The organism is Erwinia sp. AK-PDG3-5 (assembly GCF_056821705.1).
Map to the genome: position 1 here is coordinate 3249556 of NZ_CM165967.1, position 16742 is coordinate 3266297.

The 16742-nt window shown below is 57.9% G+C and carries 18 protein-coding genes; 9 read left to right on the top strand and 9 right to left on the bottom strand.

The annotated features are described in order from the left end of the window. The first annotated feature begins 118 nt into the window (after positions 1-118). Positions 119-838: an ABC transporter ATP-binding protein gene (locus AC1UKS_RS15025; RefSeq protein ID WP_013201367.1), complete on the top strand. Its 720-nt coding sequence runs from the start codon at positions 119-121 to the stop codon at positions 836-838. A gap of 42 nt (positions 839-880) precedes the next feature. Here the strand turns inward: AC1UKS_RS15025 and bioD are convergent, their stop codons facing one another. The 4 genes from bioD to bioB are packed head-to-tail and all read right to left on the bottom strand — an operon-like array spanning position 881 to position 4473. After that, entirely contained in the window at positions 881-1555 is a 675-nt protein-coding gene (bioD, locus tag AC1UKS_RS15030; protein WP_482434301.1) for a dethiobiotin synthase, read from the bottom strand. After that, positions 1548-2303: a malonyl-ACP O-methyltransferase BioC gene (gene bioC, locus AC1UKS_RS15035; protein ID WP_482434303.1), complete on the bottom strand. Its 756-nt coding sequence runs from the start codon at positions 2301-2303 to the stop codon at positions 1548-1550. Before bioC ends, bioD begins: the two co-directional genes overlap by 8 nt. Then, on the bottom strand, positions 2290-3441 hold the full coding sequence (bioF, locus tag AC1UKS_RS15040) for an 8-amino-7-oxononanoate synthase (RefSeq protein ID WP_482434304.1): 1152 nt from the start codon (positions 3439-3441) through the stop codon (positions 2290-2292). Before bioF ends, bioC begins: the two co-directional genes overlap by 14 nt. Beyond that, on the bottom strand, positions 3442-4473 hold the full coding sequence (bioB, locus tag AC1UKS_RS15045; protein ID WP_482434306.1) for a biotin synthase BioB: 1032 nt from the start codon (positions 4471-4473) through the stop codon (positions 3442-3444). It abuts the gene before it with no gap. An 89-nt stretch (positions 4474-4562) separates the two neighbouring features. Here bioB and bioA point away from each other — a divergent pair, with 89 nt between their 5' ends. From bioA to AC1UKS_RS15065, 4 genes are all read left to right on the top strand, one after another. Then, positions 4563-5855 carry an adenosylmethionine--8-amino-7-oxononanoate transaminase gene (bioA, locus tag AC1UKS_RS15050; RefSeq protein WP_482434308.1) on the top strand — a complete coding sequence of 431 codons (1293 nt, stop codon included), beginning with the start codon at positions 4563-4565 and terminating at the stop codon, positions 5853-5855. Between the two features lie 87 nt (positions 5856-5942). Continuing rightward, a complete protein-coding gene (locus AC1UKS_RS15055) occupies positions 5943-7001 on the top strand; it encodes an NADP-dependent oxidoreductase (protein ID WP_265911783.1) in 1059 nt (352 codons plus the stop codon). Beyond that, positions 6998-7678 carry a type 1 glutamine amidotransferase domain-containing protein gene (locus AC1UKS_RS15060; protein ID WP_105759457.1) on the top strand — a complete coding sequence of 227 codons (681 nt, stop codon included), beginning with the start codon at positions 6998-7000 and terminating at the stop codon, positions 7676-7678. Before AC1UKS_RS15055 ends, AC1UKS_RS15060 begins: the two co-directional genes overlap by 4 nt. 14 nt (positions 7679-7692) lie before the next feature. Continuing rightward, positions 7693-8169, top strand: coding sequence for a kinase inhibitor (locus tag AC1UKS_RS15065; RefSeq protein ID WP_482434309.1), 477 nt, complete (start codon positions 7693-7695; stop codon positions 8167-8169). A gap of 73 nt (positions 8170-8242) precedes the next feature. On the opposite strand, the gene pgl is transcribed toward AC1UKS_RS15065, so the two are convergent. Beyond that, positions 8243-9238, bottom strand: coding sequence for a 6-phosphogluconolactonase (gene pgl, locus AC1UKS_RS15070; RefSeq protein ID WP_482434310.1), 996 nt, complete (start codon positions 9236-9238; stop codon positions 8243-8245). A 150-nt stretch (positions 9239-9388) separates the two neighbouring features. Here pgl and AC1UKS_RS15075 point away from each other — a divergent pair, with 150 nt between their 5' ends. After that, the gene (locus AC1UKS_RS15075) at positions 9389-10207 is read left to right on the top strand and encodes a pyridoxal phosphatase (protein ID WP_265911775.1); all 819 of its coding nucleotides are present in this window, start codon (positions 9389-9391) and stop codon (positions 10205-10207) included. On the opposite strand, the gene modC is transcribed toward AC1UKS_RS15075, so the two are convergent. The 4 genes from modC to AC1UKS_RS15095 form a co-directional block, all read right to left on the bottom strand. Next, on the bottom strand, positions 10189-11268 hold the full coding sequence (modC, locus tag AC1UKS_RS15080) for a molybdenum ABC transporter ATP-binding protein ModC (protein WP_482434312.1): 1080 nt from the start codon (positions 11266-11268) through the stop codon (positions 10189-10191). The two genes, AC1UKS_RS15075 and modC, sit on opposite strands and share 19 nt — an antisense overlap. Next, the gene (modB, locus tag AC1UKS_RS15085) at positions 11268-11957 is read right to left on the bottom strand and encodes a molybdate ABC transporter permease subunit (protein WP_482434314.1); all 690 of its coding nucleotides are present in this window, start codon (positions 11955-11957) and stop codon (positions 11268-11270) included. The genes modC and modB overlap by 1 nt, the downstream gene beginning before the upstream one ends. Then, a complete protein-coding gene (gene modA / locus AC1UKS_RS15090) occupies positions 11954-12727 on the bottom strand; it encodes a molybdate ABC transporter substrate-binding protein (RefSeq protein WP_482434315.1) in 774 nt (257 codons plus the stop codon). The genes modB and modA overlap by 4 nt, the downstream gene beginning before the upstream one ends. 147 nt (positions 12728-12874) lie before the next feature. Further along, positions 12875-13030, bottom strand: coding sequence for an AcrZ family multidrug efflux pump-associated protein (locus AC1UKS_RS15095; RefSeq protein WP_013201353.1), 156 nt, complete (start codon positions 13028-13030; stop codon positions 12875-12877). A 150-nt stretch (positions 13031-13180) separates the two neighbouring features. Between AC1UKS_RS15095 and modE the strand changes: the two genes are divergently transcribed. From modE to galT, 3 genes are all read left to right on the top strand, one after another. Then, positions 13181-13960, top strand: a complete 780-nt coding sequence (modE, locus tag AC1UKS_RS15100) for a molybdenum-dependent transcriptional regulator (protein WP_482434317.1) — start codon at positions 13181-13183, stop codon at positions 13958-13960. Positions 13961-14035: 75 nt separating this feature from the next. Next, positions 14036-15505: a molybdate ABC transporter ATP-binding protein ModF gene (gene modF / locus AC1UKS_RS15105; RefSeq protein ID WP_482434319.1), complete on the top strand. Its 1470-nt coding sequence runs from the start codon at positions 14036-14038 to the stop codon at positions 15503-15505. A 188-nt stretch (positions 15506-15693) separates the two neighbouring features. After that, positions 15694-16740 (top strand): galactose-1-phosphate uridylyltransferase, encoded by a 1047-nt coding sequence (gene galT, locus AC1UKS_RS15110; RefSeq protein ID WP_013201350.1) that lies wholly within the window; start codon positions 15694-15696, stop codon positions 16738-16740. Positions 16741-16742: the final 2 nt, after the last annotated feature.

Here is a 16742-nt window from a genome sequence, read left to right on the forward strand (position 1 = left end):
CAGAGCGAGGAGCACAAAGCCGCAGGCGTCTCGCAGGAGACGTTGACGACTGTTTGCCACACGACGTAGAGCGGATGCAACCAGGTGCGATCGAAAACTGTCTGGAGGAGAGTGTCAGATGCTCAGCTTACGTTCAATCAACCAATTTTATGGACAAAATCACATCCTGTGGGATGTTGATCTGGATCTCGCCCCTGGCACCTGTACCGGCGTACTGGGACGTCCCGGCATGGGAAAAACCACGCTGGTCAACTGCATCATGGGCCATCTGCCGATTAACAGCGGTTCGATGACCTGGCAGGAAGCCAACCGCCCGCCGCAGGATCTGCTGCTACAGCCGATGGAGCAACGGGCTGCGCTGGGCATTGGCTATGTGCCGCAAGGACGACAGCTTTTCTCCCAGCTTAGCGTGGAAGATAACCTGCAAATTGCCCTGCTGGCCGGCGCGGGTCTGGAACGCCACCGGGCTATCCCGCAGATGGTCTATGACCTGTTTCCTGCCCTCTACTCCCTGCGCCATCAGCGCAGCGGCGATTTACAGATTGAGCAGCAGCAACAACTGGCACTGGCCAGAGCGCTGGTATTGCAACCTAAGCTGTTGATCCTTGATGAGCCAACCGAAGGCATGTCGCCGTGGCTGGAAGAGGAGATGGGCAATCTGATCCATCGTCTGAATCACGATTTCGGCCTGACGATCCTGCTGCTTGAGCAGCGCATTTCGTTTATCCGTAAGGTGGCGGATTACTTCCTGCTGCTGCATCGGGGCCGCAACGTGGCGCACGGCAAAGTCGCCCAGCTGGACGAAAGCATGCTCAATACCTGGATGACGGTGTCTTGACGGTAAGGTGGGCGGAGGAAACTCCGCCCGAAGGGTTAACCGTTATAACGGCAGCTGAACGTACTGTGCCAGCTGGTCGAACTGTTCTGGCTGCGTCAGATAGGGGATCTCCCCCAACATTGGCACCGGCAGTCGCTGTTTAAGCGCCGCCAGATACTCGCTGTGGCGTTTTCCCGGCGGTTGTATGTCATTGGCTATCCAACCCGCCAGACGCAATCCGCTGGCCTGAATTGCCTGTGCGGTCAGCACCGCATGATTGATACAGCCTAACTTCACTCCCACCACCAAAATCACCGGCAGCTGTTCCGCTACCGCCCAATCGGCAAAGGTGGTCTGCTCAGAGAGCGGCGTAAACCAGCCACCGGCCCCTTCCGTCAACACCCAATCAGACTGCGCGGTTAACGCAGCCAGGCCGGCAGAAAGCTGCTCAAAGGTAATCGGCCGGCCTTCTTCGGCACTGACGATATGCGGCGAGGTCGGCTCTTCGAAAGCGAGCGGGTTGACGCTGTCATAAGGCAGTTGCAGCACGCTGTACTTTTGTAGCGCCAGCGCATCCTCATTTCTCAACCCGTCTGCCGTCATCTCGCAGCCTGAAGCGACCGGCTTGTAACCCACGCTGCGAAATCCCGCCGCGTTGGCGGCCTGAAGCAGGGCTGAACTGGCAACCGTTTTGCCCACTTCCGTATCCGTTCCGGTGATAAACCAGCGTTCAATCACGATGCATAACTCCATAAACCAGATGATAACTCAATAAATATCCCCGCCGATCGCGCGGCCAGTGCTGCTCCAGCTGTTGCAGATGCCGGCGGCTAAGCAGTCCACCGTGACGGCCCTGATGCAAATGCGTGGCACCAATGCCTTTCAGTGAACGCAGCGCGCGCAGCACGTCCGGAAATCCGACGGTCAGCGTTTGTTGCATCAGTTTCAGCGGCAGATGCTGGCCCGCGTGGGCGATAGCGTCGAAAGGCAAAAAGCGGTTCACCGGGGCGGGTAAATCCAGCGGTTGCCAGGCGGCGGACAGCTCATGTAATGAGTCGGCGGACAGCGTCGAGAACAGCACCTGACCGCCTGGCGAGGTCACCCTGTAAAGTTCTGTCAGTGCCAGCGATAAGTCACTGCACCATTGCACCGCAAGGTTGCTCCAGCACAGATCAAAGGTCGCATCACTGAACGGCAGCGCTTCGATATCGCCCGGCTGATAGCAATCCGCGGTGTGCAACGCCTGCGCCTGAACCAGCATTTCTGCGGACAAATCAAGCGCGGTCACATGGTTACCGGCGGCGCGCCAGTGCTGGCTGAACCAGCCCGGACCGCATCCCGCATCCAACACTTTCTGCCCCTGCTGTCGGGTGGCATAGCTGGCCAGTGCTTCGCCACAGAGGCGCTGCAAGCCGGCATGTTGATTGTAGCTCTGCGCCGCCCGGCCAAACGCCTGCGCGATCGCCTGTTTATTAACGGTTTGCATGTTGCAGTCCCTCCAGCAGGCGATGAATATCTTCCGGCCGATGCGCCGCACTCAAGGTGATCCGTAAACGGGCGGTGCCGGGCGGAACGGTCGGTGGCCGGATAGCCGTCACCCAGCATCCCTGCTGTTGCAGCCTGTCCGCCAGTGCCAGCGCCTGCTGCTCTTCGCCGACGATCAACGGCTGGATCGCCGTGGCCGACGGCAGTAAAGCCAGCCCCAGCGCCTGCGCGCCCTGACGGAACAGCGCGATATTGTGCTGCAGCCGCTGACGCAGTTCGTCACCCTGCTGGATGCAGGCCAGCGCGGTCTGCAATGCCCAGGCCTGCGCCGGTGGCATCGCCGTGCTGTAGATCAGATGGCGGGCAAACTGCAACAGATAATCAGCGGTGTCATCATCACACAACACCGCCGCCCCGCTCAGGCCAAAGGCTTTACCAAAGGTGACCACCAGCAGCTCCGGTTTAACCTGCTGCTGCCAACAGCTGCCGCGTCCCTGCTCGCCGGTGGTGCCAATGCCATGCGCATCGTCTACCATCAGCCAGCCTCCCTCACGCTGAGATAAGCGGTGAAGCTCCGCCAGCGGCGCGCTGTCGCCATCCATGCTGAAGACGCCTTCGGTGACCACCAGCGTCTCGCCCTCCGGCGGACGTTGCAGAAGTTTTTCCAGCGCAGCCGGTTCATTATGTGCGAAGCGACGCAGGGTGGCGGGACGGTGAGCCGCCGCCTCCAGCAACGAGGCGTGCGCCAGCTTATCGGCGAAGATGCGGTCATTTTTCGCCAGCATCGCCGCAATCACCGCCTGATTGGCGGCAAAGCCGGAAATAAATACCAGGGCGCGTGGATAGCCCAGCCAGTCGGCAAGCTGCTGCTCAAATTCCGCCTGTGGGGCATGATAACCGGTGACGTGCGCCGATCCGCCGGCCCCGACGCCATAACGTTCCGCGCCCTGTTGCCAGGCCTGAACCAGCCTCGGGTCATGACTCAAGCCGAGATAGTCATTGGCGGCAAAGTTCAGATAACGCGTGCCGTCAATCTGCAGGGTTCGCGCATCGCTGTGCTGATTGACCCGACGCGTGCGCAACTGCCCTTTTTGCTGGCGCTCGGTCAGCGCCAGAGTGATTCGATGCTGCCAGCTCACTTACACGGCCGCGTTGTAGAACTGGTCGGTATCAGCGGTCATCAACTGGCCTGCCAACGCCTGCTGCTGCTCGTTGTCACCCGCTTCGGTGGTGGTGTGGCGCGGATTCAGTCCCAGCTTGTGGAACAGCTGCAGGTCTTTGTCTTCTTCCGGGTTCGGGGTGGTCAGCAGTTTGCAGCCGTAGAAGATGGAGTTTGCCCCGGCCATAAAGCACATGGCCTGCGTTTGCTCGCTCATCTGCTCACGTCCGGCAGACAGGCGCACGTGCGAGGTGGGCATCATGATGCGGGCAACCGCGATGGCGCGGATAAAATCAAACGGATCGACATCGTCGTTATCGGCCAGCGGCGTGCCTTTGACTTTCACCAGCATATTGATCGGTACGCTTTCCGGCGGCGTCGGCAGATTCGCCAACTGCACCAGCAGGCCCGCGCGATCGTTGACGGTTTCGCCAAGGCCGAGGATGCCGCCTGAACAGACTTTGATCCCGGCATCACGCACTTTGCCCAGCGTATCCAGGCGTTCCTGATAGCTGCGGGTGGTGATGATGCTGCCATAGAATTCCGGCGAGGTATCCAGGTTATGGTTGTAGTAATCCAGTCCGGCGTGCGCCAGACGTTGCGCCTGGTCTTCGCTCAGCGTGCCCAGCGTCATACAGGTTTCCAGCCCCATTTCACGCACGCCTTTCACCATCTGCTCAAGGTAAGGCATGTCACGTTCGTGCGGGTTTTTCCAGGCTGCGCCCATACAGAAGCGATCCGAACCGGCCGCTTTCGCTTTGCGGGCCGAGGTCAGCACTTCTTCCACTTCCATCAGCCGCTCGGTGGCGAGGCCGGTTTTATAGCGTGAGCTCTGCGGACAGTATTTACAGTCTTCCGGGCAGGCGCCCGTTTTGATCGACAGCAAGGTGCTGACCTGCACCTGGCGGGGATCGAAGTGCTGGCGATGCACCTGCTGAGCTTCAAACATCAGTTCCAGAAAGGGTTTATCAAACAGGGCCTGAGCCTGTGGGATCGTCCAACGAGTTGCCATTGCGTGCTCCAAAAAAAATCTGTCGTTAATCATCTTTGCGTGGTTATACTTGTAAACTAATTTTTTTGAATTTGGTTTACAAGTAATTTATGACGCCTGCTGACCTCGCTTTTGATCGTGACCATATCTGGCACCCTTACACCTCCATGAGCCAACCGCTGCCGGTCTATCCGGTGGTCGCCGCGCAGGAGACGTCCCTGAAACTGGCCGACGGTCGTAAGCTGGTGGATGGCATGTCTTCATGGTGGGCAGCGATCCATGGCTACAACCATCCGCGCCTGAACCGGGCGATGACCGCGCAAATTGAACAGATGTCGCACGTAATGTTTGGCGGCATCACCCACCCTTCCGCCGTGGCGCTGTGCCGCAAGCTGGTTGAGATGACGCCGCAAGGGCTGGAGTGCGTGTTCCTGGCCGATTCGGGATCGGTGGCGGTTGAAGTGTCGATGAAGATGGCGCTGCAATACTGGCAGGCCCGAGGCGAGCGCCGCCAGCGTTTCCTGACGCTGCGAAATGGCTACCATGGCGATACCTTCGCCGCGATGTCGGTGTGCGATCCGCATAATTCGATGCACAGCCTGTATCAGGGCTATCTGCCGTCACACCTGTTTGCTGCCGCACCCGCCTGTGGCTTTGCCGATGAATGGCAGGCGCATGACACTGACGACTTTGAGCGACTGATCCGCCTGCATGCCGGTGAGCTGGCGGCGGTGATCCTTGAGCCGATTGTTCAGGGTGCGGGCGGCATGCGTTTCTATCATCCGCGCTATCTGCAAAAAGTGCGTGAGCTGTGCGATCGCCACAACGTTCTGCTGATCGCTGATGAGATTGCCACCGGCTTTGGCCGTACCGGCAAGCTGTTCGCCTGCGAACATGCCGGGATTTCCCCGGACATACTGTGCATTGGCAAAGCGCTGACCGGCGGCACCATGACCCTGTCCGCTACCCTGACCACCCGCGAAGTTGCCAATACCATCAGTAACGGTGAGGCCGGCTGCTTTATGCACGGCCCGACCTTTATGGGCAATCCGCTGGCCTGCGCGGTCGCCACTGAAAGCCTGGCGATGTTGCAGGAAGGTCACTGGCAACAGCAGGTCGCGACCATTGAAGCGCAGCTGAAAGCCGCCCTGCTGCCGCTGCAGGAAATGGCTGAAGTGGCCCACGCCCGCGTGCTGGGCACCATCGGGGTGATCGAGACCCACCGGCCGGTAAATATGGCCGCGCTGCAGGCGTTCTTTGTCGAGCGCGGCGTGTGGATCCGCCCGTTTGGCAAACTGATTTACCTGATGCCGCCGTACATTATTCAGCCCGACGCCTTAACCCAGCTCACCGAGGCAATTGACGCCGCACTGGCGCGTCCCGAGCTGTTTCTCAGCGCCTGACGCTGACTAATGCGCGTCACAGCAAAGCAGCGAGGCCGCTGATGCACTACGCTTTTACGGGGCAACATCCCGTAAAGGAGCAAATTTATGCCACAAGATAAACAGACTAACCGCCGTATCGTGCTGGCTTCCCGCCCGCACGGTGCGCCTACGGAAGCCAATTTCCGTCTTGAATCGCAGCACGTTCCCACCCCAGGAAAAGGCGAAGTGTTACTTCGTACCGTCTGGCTGTCATTAGATCCCTATATGCGTGGCCGGATGAGCGACGCGCCTTCCTACGTTCCGCCGATTGGCATCAATGAAGTGATGGGCGCCGGCACCGTCGCCATCGTCGAACAGTCCAACAATGAAAACTATGCCCCGGGTGACTGGGTGGTCAGCCAGAGCGGCTGGCAGGATTTTGCCGTCTCGAACGGTAAGGATCTGTTCAAGCTTTCCGGTCCGGTCCTGAAGCACCCTTCCTGGGCATTAGGCCTGCTGGGGATGACCGGCTTCACCGCCTATATGGGCTTGCTGGATATCGGTAACCCGCAGCCGGGCGAAACCGTGGTGGTCGCAGCCGCGACCGGTGCAGTGGGCTCAATGGTTGGTCAGATTGCCAAGCTGAAAGGTTGTTACGTGGTCGGCATTGCCGGCGGCGAAGAGAAATGCCGTTACGCCGAAGAGGTGCTCGGCTTTGACCGCTGCCTCGATCACCGCGCAGCCGATCTGGCGGAAGCGCTGAAACGCTACTGCCGCGACGGTATTGACGTCTATTTCGAAAGCGTTGGCGGCAAGGTCTTTAACGCGGTTCTGCCGCTGATGAATACCAAAGGTCGCATTCCCGTGTGTGGTCTGATTGCCGACTACAACAGCACCGAAGCCGCCAAAGGCCCGGATCTTCTGCCGCAGTTCCAGAGCGCGATCCTGCGTAAACGTCTGCGGGTCGAGGGCTTTATCATCACCCAGGATTATGGTCACCGTTTCGGTGAATTCTTCAGCCAGATGAGCCAGTGGGTGGAGCAGGAACGCTTTGTCTTCCGGGAAGACTGCGTCGACGGGCTGGATAACGCGCCGGAAACCTTTATCGGCATGCTCGAAGGTAACAACTTCGGCAAAGTGCTGATCCGGGTGGCGGGCGATAAACCTTCAGGAGCCGTAAAATGAAACTCTTAATGGTGCTTACCTCACACGATCGGCTGGGTGAAACCGGGAAGAAAACCGGTTTCTGGCTCGAAGAGTTCGCCGCACCTTATTACGTGTTCCGCGATGCCGGGGTAAACGTGGTGCTGGCCTCGCCGGCCGGCGGACAGCCTCCGCTGGATCCGGTCAGCGATGAACCCGATGCGCAAACCACCGACACCGATCGCTTCCGTGGCGATCTCCCGGCCCAGCAGGCGCTGGCCCATACGCAGAAACTGGAAACCATCGATACCACGCAGTTCGATGCGGTGTTTTATCCCGGCGGTCACGGTCCGCTGTGGGACCTGGCCGAAGATCGGGTCAGCATCGATCTGATCGAAAACTTCTTTGCCAACGGCAAGCCGGTCGGTGCGGTCTGCCATGCGCCTGGCGTGCTGCGCCATGTGAAAAAACCGGACGGCACGCCGCTGGTTGCCGGTAAGCGGGTCACCGGTTTCAGCAACACGGAAGAGGAAGCCGTGGGGCTGACAGATGTGGTACCTTTCCTGGTTGAGGATGTGCTTAAGTCATTGGGCGCCGAGTATGAAAAAACCGATAACTGGGGCGTTTATACGCTGACCGATGGCCATCTGGTCACCGGACAGAACCCGGCATCCTCCGCAGCAGCAGCCGAAGAGCTGCTTAAATTACTTCATCGTTAACCGCAGGAGAGGGAATGAAACTGATTAGCCAAAATTTTAACGACGGCGATAAGCTGCCGGAGCGCCAGGTCTTTAATGGCATGGGGTATGAGGGAGACAATTTGTCGCCACACCTCGCCTGGGACGACGTGCCGGCGGGTACCAAAAGCTTTGTCGTCACCTGCTACGATCCTGATGCGCCGACCGGTTCAGGCTGGTGGCACTGGGGCGTGGCCAATCTGCCGGCCGATACCCGTTCTCTGCCACAGGGCGCGGGGTCCGGCGCGGCCGGACTGCCTTCTGGCGCAGTTCAGACACGCACCGACTTTGGTAAAAGCGGCTACGGCGGCGCGGCACCGCCTAAGGGCGAAAGCCACCGCTATATCTTCACCGTTTACGCCATTGATGTGGAAAAACTGGAGGTCGATGAGCAGGCCAGCGGCGCTTATCTGGGCTTCAACGTCCATTTCCATCAGTTGGACAGCGCGTCAATCACCGCGATGTACAGCTAGCGGGAAAGATCGGCTTTTCAGCGCATAAAAAAAGGGGGCGAGAAATCGCCCCCTTTTGCTGTCTGAAACAGCCTTACAGTGCGGCGATCGCCACCCACATTGGGCCCTGACCGACCGCGTAGCGCGCCAGCGGTTGCAGTAACCCCTGCTCGCCGGCAATTTTATACACTTCGATATGGTGCGATTTCTGCCCCGCCGCCACCAGATACTGTCCGGTGTTATCGATATTGAAGCCGCGTGGCTGCGTTTCGGTAGGCTGATGCCCCTCAACGGTCAGCACCGCACCATCCTCGCTGACGCTAAAGATGGTCAGCAGGCTGGCGGTACGATCGCAGCTATACAGATGGCGACCATCTGGCGTCAGATGAATATCGGCTGCCCAGCGGGTTTCGCTGAAGCCAGCTGGCATGGTATCCAGGCTTTGCACCCGCTCAACCACACCCTGCGCATTGTTCAATTTCCAGACGTCAACCGTGCTGTCCAGCTCATTGATGCAGTAGGCGTATTGCTGGTTCGGGTGGAACACCATATGACGCGGACCCGCGCCTTCCACCGTGGTGACCTGCGCCTGTTTATGCGTCTGCAGCTGGCCGTTTTCCTGCAAGTCAAACAGGCAGATGCGATCCTGTTTCAATGCCGGGACAAACAGGGTTTTGTTATCAAGCGTGATATTGGCGGAGTGACAGCCGTCCATGCCGTCGATTACCTGCACCGGTTCGCCCGGCAGGCCATCGGCACCAATCGGCGTCACGCTGACGCAGGCATCGTTATACGAACCGACGAAGACAAAGCGGCCCTGACGATCGGTCGAAATATGGGTCGGGCTGCCTGGCAATGATGCGTGCCCGGCTTCCTTCAGTTTGCCTTCCGCGTCAATCTGATAGGCGACGACCCGGAAATCAGGGCGCACGCCCACATAGAGAAAACGTTTGTCGGGGCTGACGACCATCGGCTGAACCTGGCCCGGCGCGTCAACCACCTGCAGCAAGGTTAGCGCGCCGTCATCGGCTAACTGCCAGGCATGGATCTGCTGGCTCTCCGGGCTGGCGGTATATACGACTTGTTTCATGAATTCTCCTTTTTCTGAGTAAGCTGACCTGTGGCAAAGCGTAGCGTGTTTTTCCTTCCCGCGTGGGGGGATTTGTGGCGCGTCATTTTGTTAACCCCGTCACAAGGTGTACACTCGCTGGTTCTTGTTTAGCCACTTCCGGAACTGTTTATGAGTTATCGCATCATTGCTTTGGACCTGGACGGCACCCTGTTAACGCCGCGCAAAACCATCCTTCCCGAATCGCTGGAAGCCCTGAAAAAAGCCCAACAGGCTGGGGTAAAGGTGGCCATTGTCACCGGTCGTCATCATGTTGCTATCCATCCTTTTTATCAGGCACTGGCATTAGATACACCTGCAATCTGCTGTAATGGCACCTATTTGTATGATTATCATGCAAAAAAGGTCCTGCAAGCCGATCCGCTGCCGAAAGAGCAGGCGTTGCGGGTGATTGAGATGCTCGACGAAGCCGGGATCCACGGTCTGCTGTACGTCGACGATGCTATGCTCTATCAGACTGAAACTGGCCACGTGACGCGCACCATCGACTGGGGGTTATCTCTGCCAGCACATCAGCGTCCGGTGTTCAATAAGGTCGAGAGCCTGGCGCAGGCAGCCAAAGACGCCGGCTCAATCTGGAAGTTTGCCCTTTCCCATCCTGACACCGTCGCATTACAGCACTTCGCCGAACGGGTCGAAAAAGAGATGGGGCTGGCCTGTGAGTGGTCCTGGCACGATCAGGTGGACATCGCCAAAGCGGGCAACAGTAAAGGCAAGCGTCTGGCACAGTGGGTGGAATCCGAGGGTTACCAGATGAGTGACGTGCTGGCCTTTGGCGATAACTACAATGACCTGAGCATGCTGGAAACGGTGGGATTGGGTGTGGCGATGGGTAATGCCGACGAGGCGATCAAAGCCCGTGCCGGCCGGGTAATCGGCACCAACCTTGAGCCGGGCATTGCGGAAACTATCTACCGCGAAGTGCTGTGAGTTGGCGCGATAATCGCCACGCTTTTAATCTGGGCATATAACCACATGCCCGGTTTGATCATCAGTTCATCGCGAGCCCAGGGCGTGATCCGCGCCCACAGCTCGCTTAGTCCCACCATCAGCTTCACTTCAATCTGATCGTCAATCTCCAGCAACTCCGCCACATGGGCCGGGATCACGTTGCGAATGCTGCTGTTGACCGGCGGCTGCAGGCTTAACGACACGTCGGCGGACTGAATACGCAAACGCAGCGGCGTCTTCGCCGGCGCATCCACCCGGCTGACCCAGATATGCTGATCGCCCAGCGACAACGCGGTCATCGCATAGTGCGGATGCTGCTCCAGCACCTGCACCCGCAGCACGCTGCTTAGTTCGGATCGCGGTAACCACGGCCGCATCGCGCTGCTGGCCCAGACTTTTTCCACGCTGCCCATCGCCTTGACCTGACCGTTATCCAGTACCAGCACGTTATCGGCCAGCTGCAGGATTTCATCCAGGCTGTGACTGACATACAAAATCGGGATATCCACCGTTTTCGCCAGCTTGTGCAGGTAAGGCAACAGTTCACGCTTGCGCGGCAAATCCAGCGAGGCCAGCGGTTCATCCATCAACAGAATTTCGGGTGCGGTCAGCAACGCCCGGCCGATAGCGACACGCTGTTTTTCACCGCCAGAAAGCGACGCCGGAAAGCGCGTCAGCAGATCTTCAATGCCCAATAACCTGACCAGCTGATCGAACTCTGGGCGCTGGCTTTTTGCCATGCCGTACTCCAGATTACCCCGCACGCGATAGTGCGGGAACAGGCGGGCATCCTGGAACACATAGCCAATCCGACGTTTTTCTGGCGGCAGATGAAGTTGGTTCTCCGCATCGCTTAACACCCGGCCATTCAGCACGATGCGGCCCTGCTGCGGCGAGGTCAGCCCGCCGATAGCGTTGATCAGTGAGGTTTTCCCGGCTCCCGAGACGCCGAAAATCGCGGTGATGCCTCTGGCGGGCAGCTGTGTGTCGAGGGTCAGGGTATGATCGCCCAACCGCTGAGTGAAATTGAGTTCCAGCATTACAATCCCAACCTTTTGCGGCCCCAGCGTGCCAGCCACTCAGAAATCAGCAGTGAAGCCAGCGCCAGTAAAATCGCAATGACGCAGAGCCGCGCGGCGGCATTTTCAGCACCGGGTGTTTCAATCAGCGTGTACATCGCGGAGGGAAGCGTGCGGGTTTCACCCGGAATATTCGAGACGAAGGTAATGGTGGCACCAAACTCACCCAGCGAGCGGGCAAAGGCCAGCACGGTGCCGGCAATAATGCCCGGCAGGGTCAGCGGTAAGGTGATGGTGAAAAAGACGCGCCAGCGCCCGGCACCCAGCGTGCGGGCGGCCAGCTCCAGCTTGCTGTCGACACCTTCCAGCGCCAGGCGGATGGCCCTGACCATCAGCGGGAAAGCAATCACCGCCGAGGCCAGCGCCGCGCCGCGCCAGCTGAAGGCGAAGGTGAAGCCAAACCAGTCATACAGGTATTCGCCGATAAATCCGCGACGGCCAAAAGCGATCAGTAGTAAATAGCCCACCACCACCGGCGGCAGCACCAGCGGCAGATGGATCAGGCTGTCCAGCAACGTTTTACCGGGAAAACGGCAGCGGACGAGGACCCATGCCATCAGGATCCCGAAGGGCAGGCTAAAAATTACCGCCACTGACGCAACTTTCAGGCTCAGGGCAACGGCCTGCCATTCGGGCTCACTCAGGATCATTTTTCAGGCGTAAATCCGTAACGTTTGAACACGGCCGCGGCTTCTGGCCCTTTCAAATAATTGTAGAAAGCGGTTACGGTGGCAGAGTTATGATCTTTCACCATAGCCATCGGGTATTCGACCGGTTTGTGGCTGTCTTCCGGGAAGATGCCAACCACCTTCACCTTTTTACTGGCAACGGCATCAGAGCCATAGACGATGCCGTAAGGCGCTTCGTTGCGCTCAACCAGTGCCAGCGCGACGCGAACGCTGTTGCCCGGTGCGAGTTGGCCAGACAGCGTTTCCCACGCGCCTAAATTCTGCAACGCTTCTTTAGCATAGATACCGGCCGGGACATGATCCGGATCGCCCACTGACAGACGCTGTCCTTTTAACAGGCTTTTCCAGTCGGTATTTTTGGAAATCGTCACTTGCTCAGGGTTCGTCTCGGCGGGTGCCACCAGCACCAGCTCGTTACCCAGCAGCGTAAAACGGCTGGCGTCATCAATGGTTTTCTTCTGCACCGCGTAGTCCATCCACTGCTGATCGGCAGAGATAAACAGATCCGCCGGCGCGCCCTGCTCAATCTGCCGCGCCAGCGTCGATGACGAGGCGAAGGAAGAAACCACCTGCACGTTTTTGCCTTTCTGATAGCTGTCGCCAATTTCCTGCAGGGCATTGGTCAACGAGGCCGCGGCAAACACGGTGATCTTATCGGCGGCAACCGCGTGGCCGGCAAAGCTGGCGCTGAGCACGGCACCAACGAAGAAATGGCGTAATTTTACAGACATGGTGATCTCCAAAGGGTTCGTTATGTAGTTCGTAATATAACGATTTTATCTACCCTGTCATGGAGTTTATCGGTTGGAAGGGGGAAAAGCTTAAGGGGGATCGACAAAAAACGAACGCCCGGCAGGTGCCGGGCGTTTCAGGAAAGCTTAATGACGGGATTGTTCCGTCTGGTCCTTTTTATGACCGATTGTTGAGATAACGTTAAATACTTCACCCAGTCCCCAAATCAGACCGAGGATAATCGCCATCACAACAGGCACCATCAGGATTGCTTCGCCAAGACCTATCAGTAATTCAAGCATGGTCGCCTCCATTGCAGCGTAAAAAAGCCATTGTATCTACAGCCAAAAAAAGTGCACTGCCCTTTTGTGCCTTTTACCTGTTTTTACGCCCGACCAGCCAAAGGTGTACACTGCACCCCACCATTATTTAATCCCGGAGCGAGAGCCATTATGCAGGCAGAACTTACCCTGATCCTGAAACTACAGCAGCGGCTGTTTGCCGACCCACGGCGCATTGAGTTGCTGAAGCAGGTTCAACAAACGGGCTCGATCAGCCAGGGCGCAAAACTCGCCGGCATCAGCTATAAAAGCGCCTGGGATGCCATTAACGAAATGAATACCCTCGCCGACCGCACGCTGGTGGACCGTGCTACCGGCGGCAAAGGCGGTGGCGGTGCCAAAGTCACCCCTTACGGTGAGCGGCTGATCCAGCTGTTTGTGCTGATGGAACAGATCCAGCAGAAGGCGTTTGATGTGCTGCAGGACGATGTGCCGTTAGGCAGCCTGCTGGGGGCCATCGCCCGTTTCTCGCTGCAAACCAGCGCGCGTAACCAGCTGTTTGGCACGATCACCGACCGCGACGATCGGGCCGTGGTGCAGCATGTTGAAGTGCTGCTGGCCGATGGCAGTACAAAAATCTCGGTGGCGTTAACCGAGCAGAGCGCCAACCGGCTGGCGTTGATCAGCGGCAAAGAGGTGCTGGTGTTGATCAAAGCGCCGTGGATTGACGTGAGCACCGGCGCTTCCGAAGCGGATAACCAACTCAGCGGCATCATCAGCAACATTGAGCAGGGCGAGAGTCAGAGCGAAGTGCTTATCACTTTACCTGGCGGCGAAACGCTGTGCGCGACCCTGAGCAATGAACGCGTAGCAGAGCAAAACCTGCAGCAGGATCTGCCGGTCACAGCACATTTTAATGCCGACAAGGTGATCATCGCCACACTGCTCTGAAAGCGGGCAGGAGATTTGACAGCAAGGGCATTGCGGATCCATAGTTTGCTTACAATGCATAAAATGGAATGAACAATGTCGACGTTGCAAATTTTGCAAGGCATGTTTCACCTTAGTGAGACGAAAAACCTGACCCTGGGTGAGCTAACCCTGCAGGCCGGTGAAAGTTGGGCCTTTGTTGGCGCCAACGGCAGCGGTAAATCTTCGCTGGCTCGCGTGCTGGCGGGTGAACTGAATGCGGCTAAAGGCCAACTGACCAACAGCTTCCTCCGCCCGGTCCGCCTCTCCCTTGAGCAGTTACAGAAACTGGTGGCGGAAGAGTGGGAGCGCAATAACACCGATTTGCTCAGTCCCGGTGAAGACGATACCGGCCGCACCACCGCGGAAATCATTCAGGAAAATACCAAAGATCCGCAACGCTGCCAGCAGCTGGCCGCGTTATTCGGCATCACGCGGCTGTTGGATCGCCGCTTCAAGTACCTCTCCACCGGCGAAACGCGTAAAACCCTATTGTGCCAGACGTTGATGTCGCAACCGGACCTGCTGGTGCTTGATGAGCCGTTTGACGGTCTGGACGTTGATTCCCGCGCCAATCTGGCACAGGTGCTGGCCGGGCTGCATCAGCAAAACTGCACGCTGGTGCTGGTGCTGAACCGCTTTGATGATATCCCTGATTTCATCGACAAAGTGGGCGTGCTGGCTGAATGCACGCTGACCCACGTCGGCCCCCGTAGTGAAATCCTCGCCGAAGCTTTAATCGCCCAGCTCGCTCACAGTGAGCAGCTGGCAGGAATGGCCTTGCCGGAAGCCGATGACGCGGGAAGCAAGCCAGCGCTTGTCTCCGGCGATCCGCTGATTGTGCTGCGCGATGGCGTCGTCTCCTATAACGATAAGCCGATCCTCAATCATCTCAGCTGGGAAGTGAAACCCGGCGAACACTGGCAGATCGTCGGGCCGAACGGCGCAGGAAAATCCACGCTGCTGAGCCTGGTGACCGGCGATCATCCGCAGGGCTACAGCAACGATCTGACGCTGTTTGGCCGCCGCCGCGGCAGTGGTGAAACCATCTGGGATATCAAGCAGCATATTGGTTACGTTAGCAGTAGCCTGCACCTGGATTACCGGGTCAGCAGCAGCGTGCGCAACGTGATCCTCTCCGGCTATTTTGACTCCATTGGCATTTATCAGGCGGTGTCCGATCGCCAGCAATCGCTGGCTAAGCAGTGGCTGAATTTGCTGGGGATGGAAAAGCTCGGCGATGCGCCGTTCCATGGCCTTTCCTGGGGACAGCAGCGGCTGGTCCTGATCGCCCGCGCGTTAGTTAAACATCCGGCGCTGCTGATCCTCGATGAGCCGTTGCAGGGACTGGATCCGATCAATCGTCAGCTGGTTCGCCGTTTTGTCGATGTGCTGATTGGCGAAGGCGAAACGCAGCTGCTGTTCGTCTCCCACCACGCCGAAGATGCGCCGCACTGTATTACCGATCGCCTGACCTTTGTCGCCGAAGGCGAAAGCTATCGCTATCAGCTGGACAAAATGATGTAACCGCTACCACTAATTATTGCTTACCACGATCGACGCATGGATTATTTTGCCGTTTTTACTGACAGTTCGGATTATTCAACTTGTGTAAACGATTCCATTTATACAGACTTGATCACGCTTTATTCCTCCGCGCTGTGCTATTTTTCTTTAAGGCTATCGACGCATAAAGAAGGTTATCAGGACTCAACATGCAAAAATTTAATCCGGTCGATCACCCGCATCGCCGTTATAACCCACTGTCAGATCAGTGGATTTTGGTTTCTCCTCACCGCGCCAAACGCCCATGGCAAGGCGCGCAGGAAACCGCTTCCCAGGAAAAACTGCCTGCCCACGATCCGGACTGCTTCCTGTGTCCTGGAAACACCCGTGTAACAGGCGATAAAAACCCCGATTACAGCAGCACCTATGTCTTCACCAACGATTTTGCGGCGCTGATGACCGACACGCCAGACGCGCCGGAAAGCGAAGACATGCTGATGCGTTGCGAAAGCGCGCGCGGCACCAGCCGGGTGATCTGCTTCTCGCCGGATCACAGCAAAACCCTGCCTGAACTGACCGTTGCCGGTATCGAGCAGGTGGTCAGAACCTGGCAGGAACAGACCGCCGATCTGGGTCAACACTATCCGTGGGTGCAGGTTTTTGAGAACAAAGGTGCGGCCATGGGCTGCTCCAACCCGCATCCGCACGGCCAGGTGTGGGCTAACAGCTTCCTGCCAAATGAAGTGAAACGCGAAGATGATTTGCAGCGCGCTTACTTTGAGCAGCACGGCTCACCGATGCTGGTGGATTACAGCGCGCGCGAATTGAAAGACGGCAGCCGCACGGTGGTAGAAACCGAACACTGGCTGGCTGTCGTGCCATGGTGGGCGGCATGGCCATTCGAAACCCTGCTGTTGCCTAAAGCCCATATCAAACGCCTGGTCGATCTGACCGATGCACAGCGTACCGATCTGGCGCTGGCGCTGAAAAAACTGACCAGCCGTTATGACAACCTGTTCCAGTGCTCCTTCCCGTATTCGATGGGCTGGCACGCCGCGCCTTTCAACGGCGAAGCCAACGATCACTGGCAGTTACACGCCCATTTCTACCCGCCGCTGCTGCGTTCCGCTACGGTACGTAAATTTATGGTTGGCTATGAAATGCTGGCCGAAACACAACGTGATTTAACAGCGGAACAGGCAGCAGAACGTCTGCGTTCCGTCAGTGATATTCATTTCCGCGAGACGGGAGCATAACA

Excerpts from the sequence above, each read along its gene's own strand:
- modE (WP_482434317.1), top strand. The coding sequence starts at position 13,181 with ATGCAGGCAGAACTTACCCTGATCCTGAAACTACAGCAGCGGCTGTTT.
- bioC (WP_482434303.1), bottom strand. The coding sequence starts at position 2,303 with ATGCAAACCGTTAATAAACAGGCGATCGCGCAGGCGTTTGGCCGGGCG.
- galT (WP_013201350.1), top strand. The coding sequence starts at position 15,694 with ATGCAAAAATTTAATCCGGTCGATCACCCGCATCGCCGTTATAACCCA.
- modB (WP_482434314.1), bottom strand. The coding sequence starts at position 11,957 with ATGATCCTGAGTGAGCCCGAATGGCAGGCCGTTGCCCTGAGCCTGAAA.
- modF (WP_482434319.1), top strand. The coding sequence starts at position 14,036 with ATGTCGACGTTGCAAATTTTGCAAGGCATGTTTCACCTTAGTGAGACG.
- AC1UKS_RS15025 (WP_013201367.1), top strand. The coding sequence starts at position 119 with ATGCTCAGCTTACGTTCAATCAACCAATTTTATGGACAAAATCACATC.
- pgl (WP_482434310.1), bottom strand. The coding sequence starts at position 9,238 with ATGAAACAAGTCGTATATACCGCCAGCCCGGAGAGCCAGCAGATCCAT.
- modA (WP_482434315.1), bottom strand. The coding sequence starts at position 12,727 with ATGTCTGTAAAATTACGCCATTTCTTCGTTGGTGCCGTGCTCAGCGCC.
- AC1UKS_RS15075 (WP_265911775.1), top strand. The coding sequence starts at position 9,389 with ATGAGTTATCGCATCATTGCTTTGGACCTGGACGGCACCCTGTTAACG.
- bioA (WP_482434308.1), top strand. The coding sequence starts at position 4,563 with ATGACGCCTGCTGACCTCGCTTTTGATCGTGACCATATCTGGCACCCT.
- AC1UKS_RS15095 (WP_013201353.1), bottom strand. The coding sequence starts at position 13,030 with ATGCTTGAATTACTGATAGGTCTTGGCGAAGCAATCCTGATGGTGCCT.
- modC (WP_482434312.1), bottom strand. The coding sequence starts at position 11,268 with ATGCTGGAACTCAATTTCACTCAGCGGTTGGGCGATCATACCCTGACC.
- bioB (WP_482434306.1), bottom strand. The coding sequence starts at position 4,473 with ATGGCAACTCGTTGGACGATCCCACAGGCTCAGGCCCTGTTTGATAAA.
- AC1UKS_RS15065 (WP_482434309.1), top strand. The coding sequence starts at position 7,693 with ATGAAACTGATTAGCCAAAATTTTAACGACGGCGATAAGCTGCCGGAG.
- AC1UKS_RS15060 (WP_105759457.1), top strand. The coding sequence starts at position 6,998 with ATGAAACTCTTAATGGTGCTTACCTCACACGATCGGCTGGGTGAAACC.
- AC1UKS_RS15055 (WP_265911783.1), top strand. The coding sequence starts at position 5,943 with ATGCCACAAGATAAACAGACTAACCGCCGTATCGTGCTGGCTTCCCGC.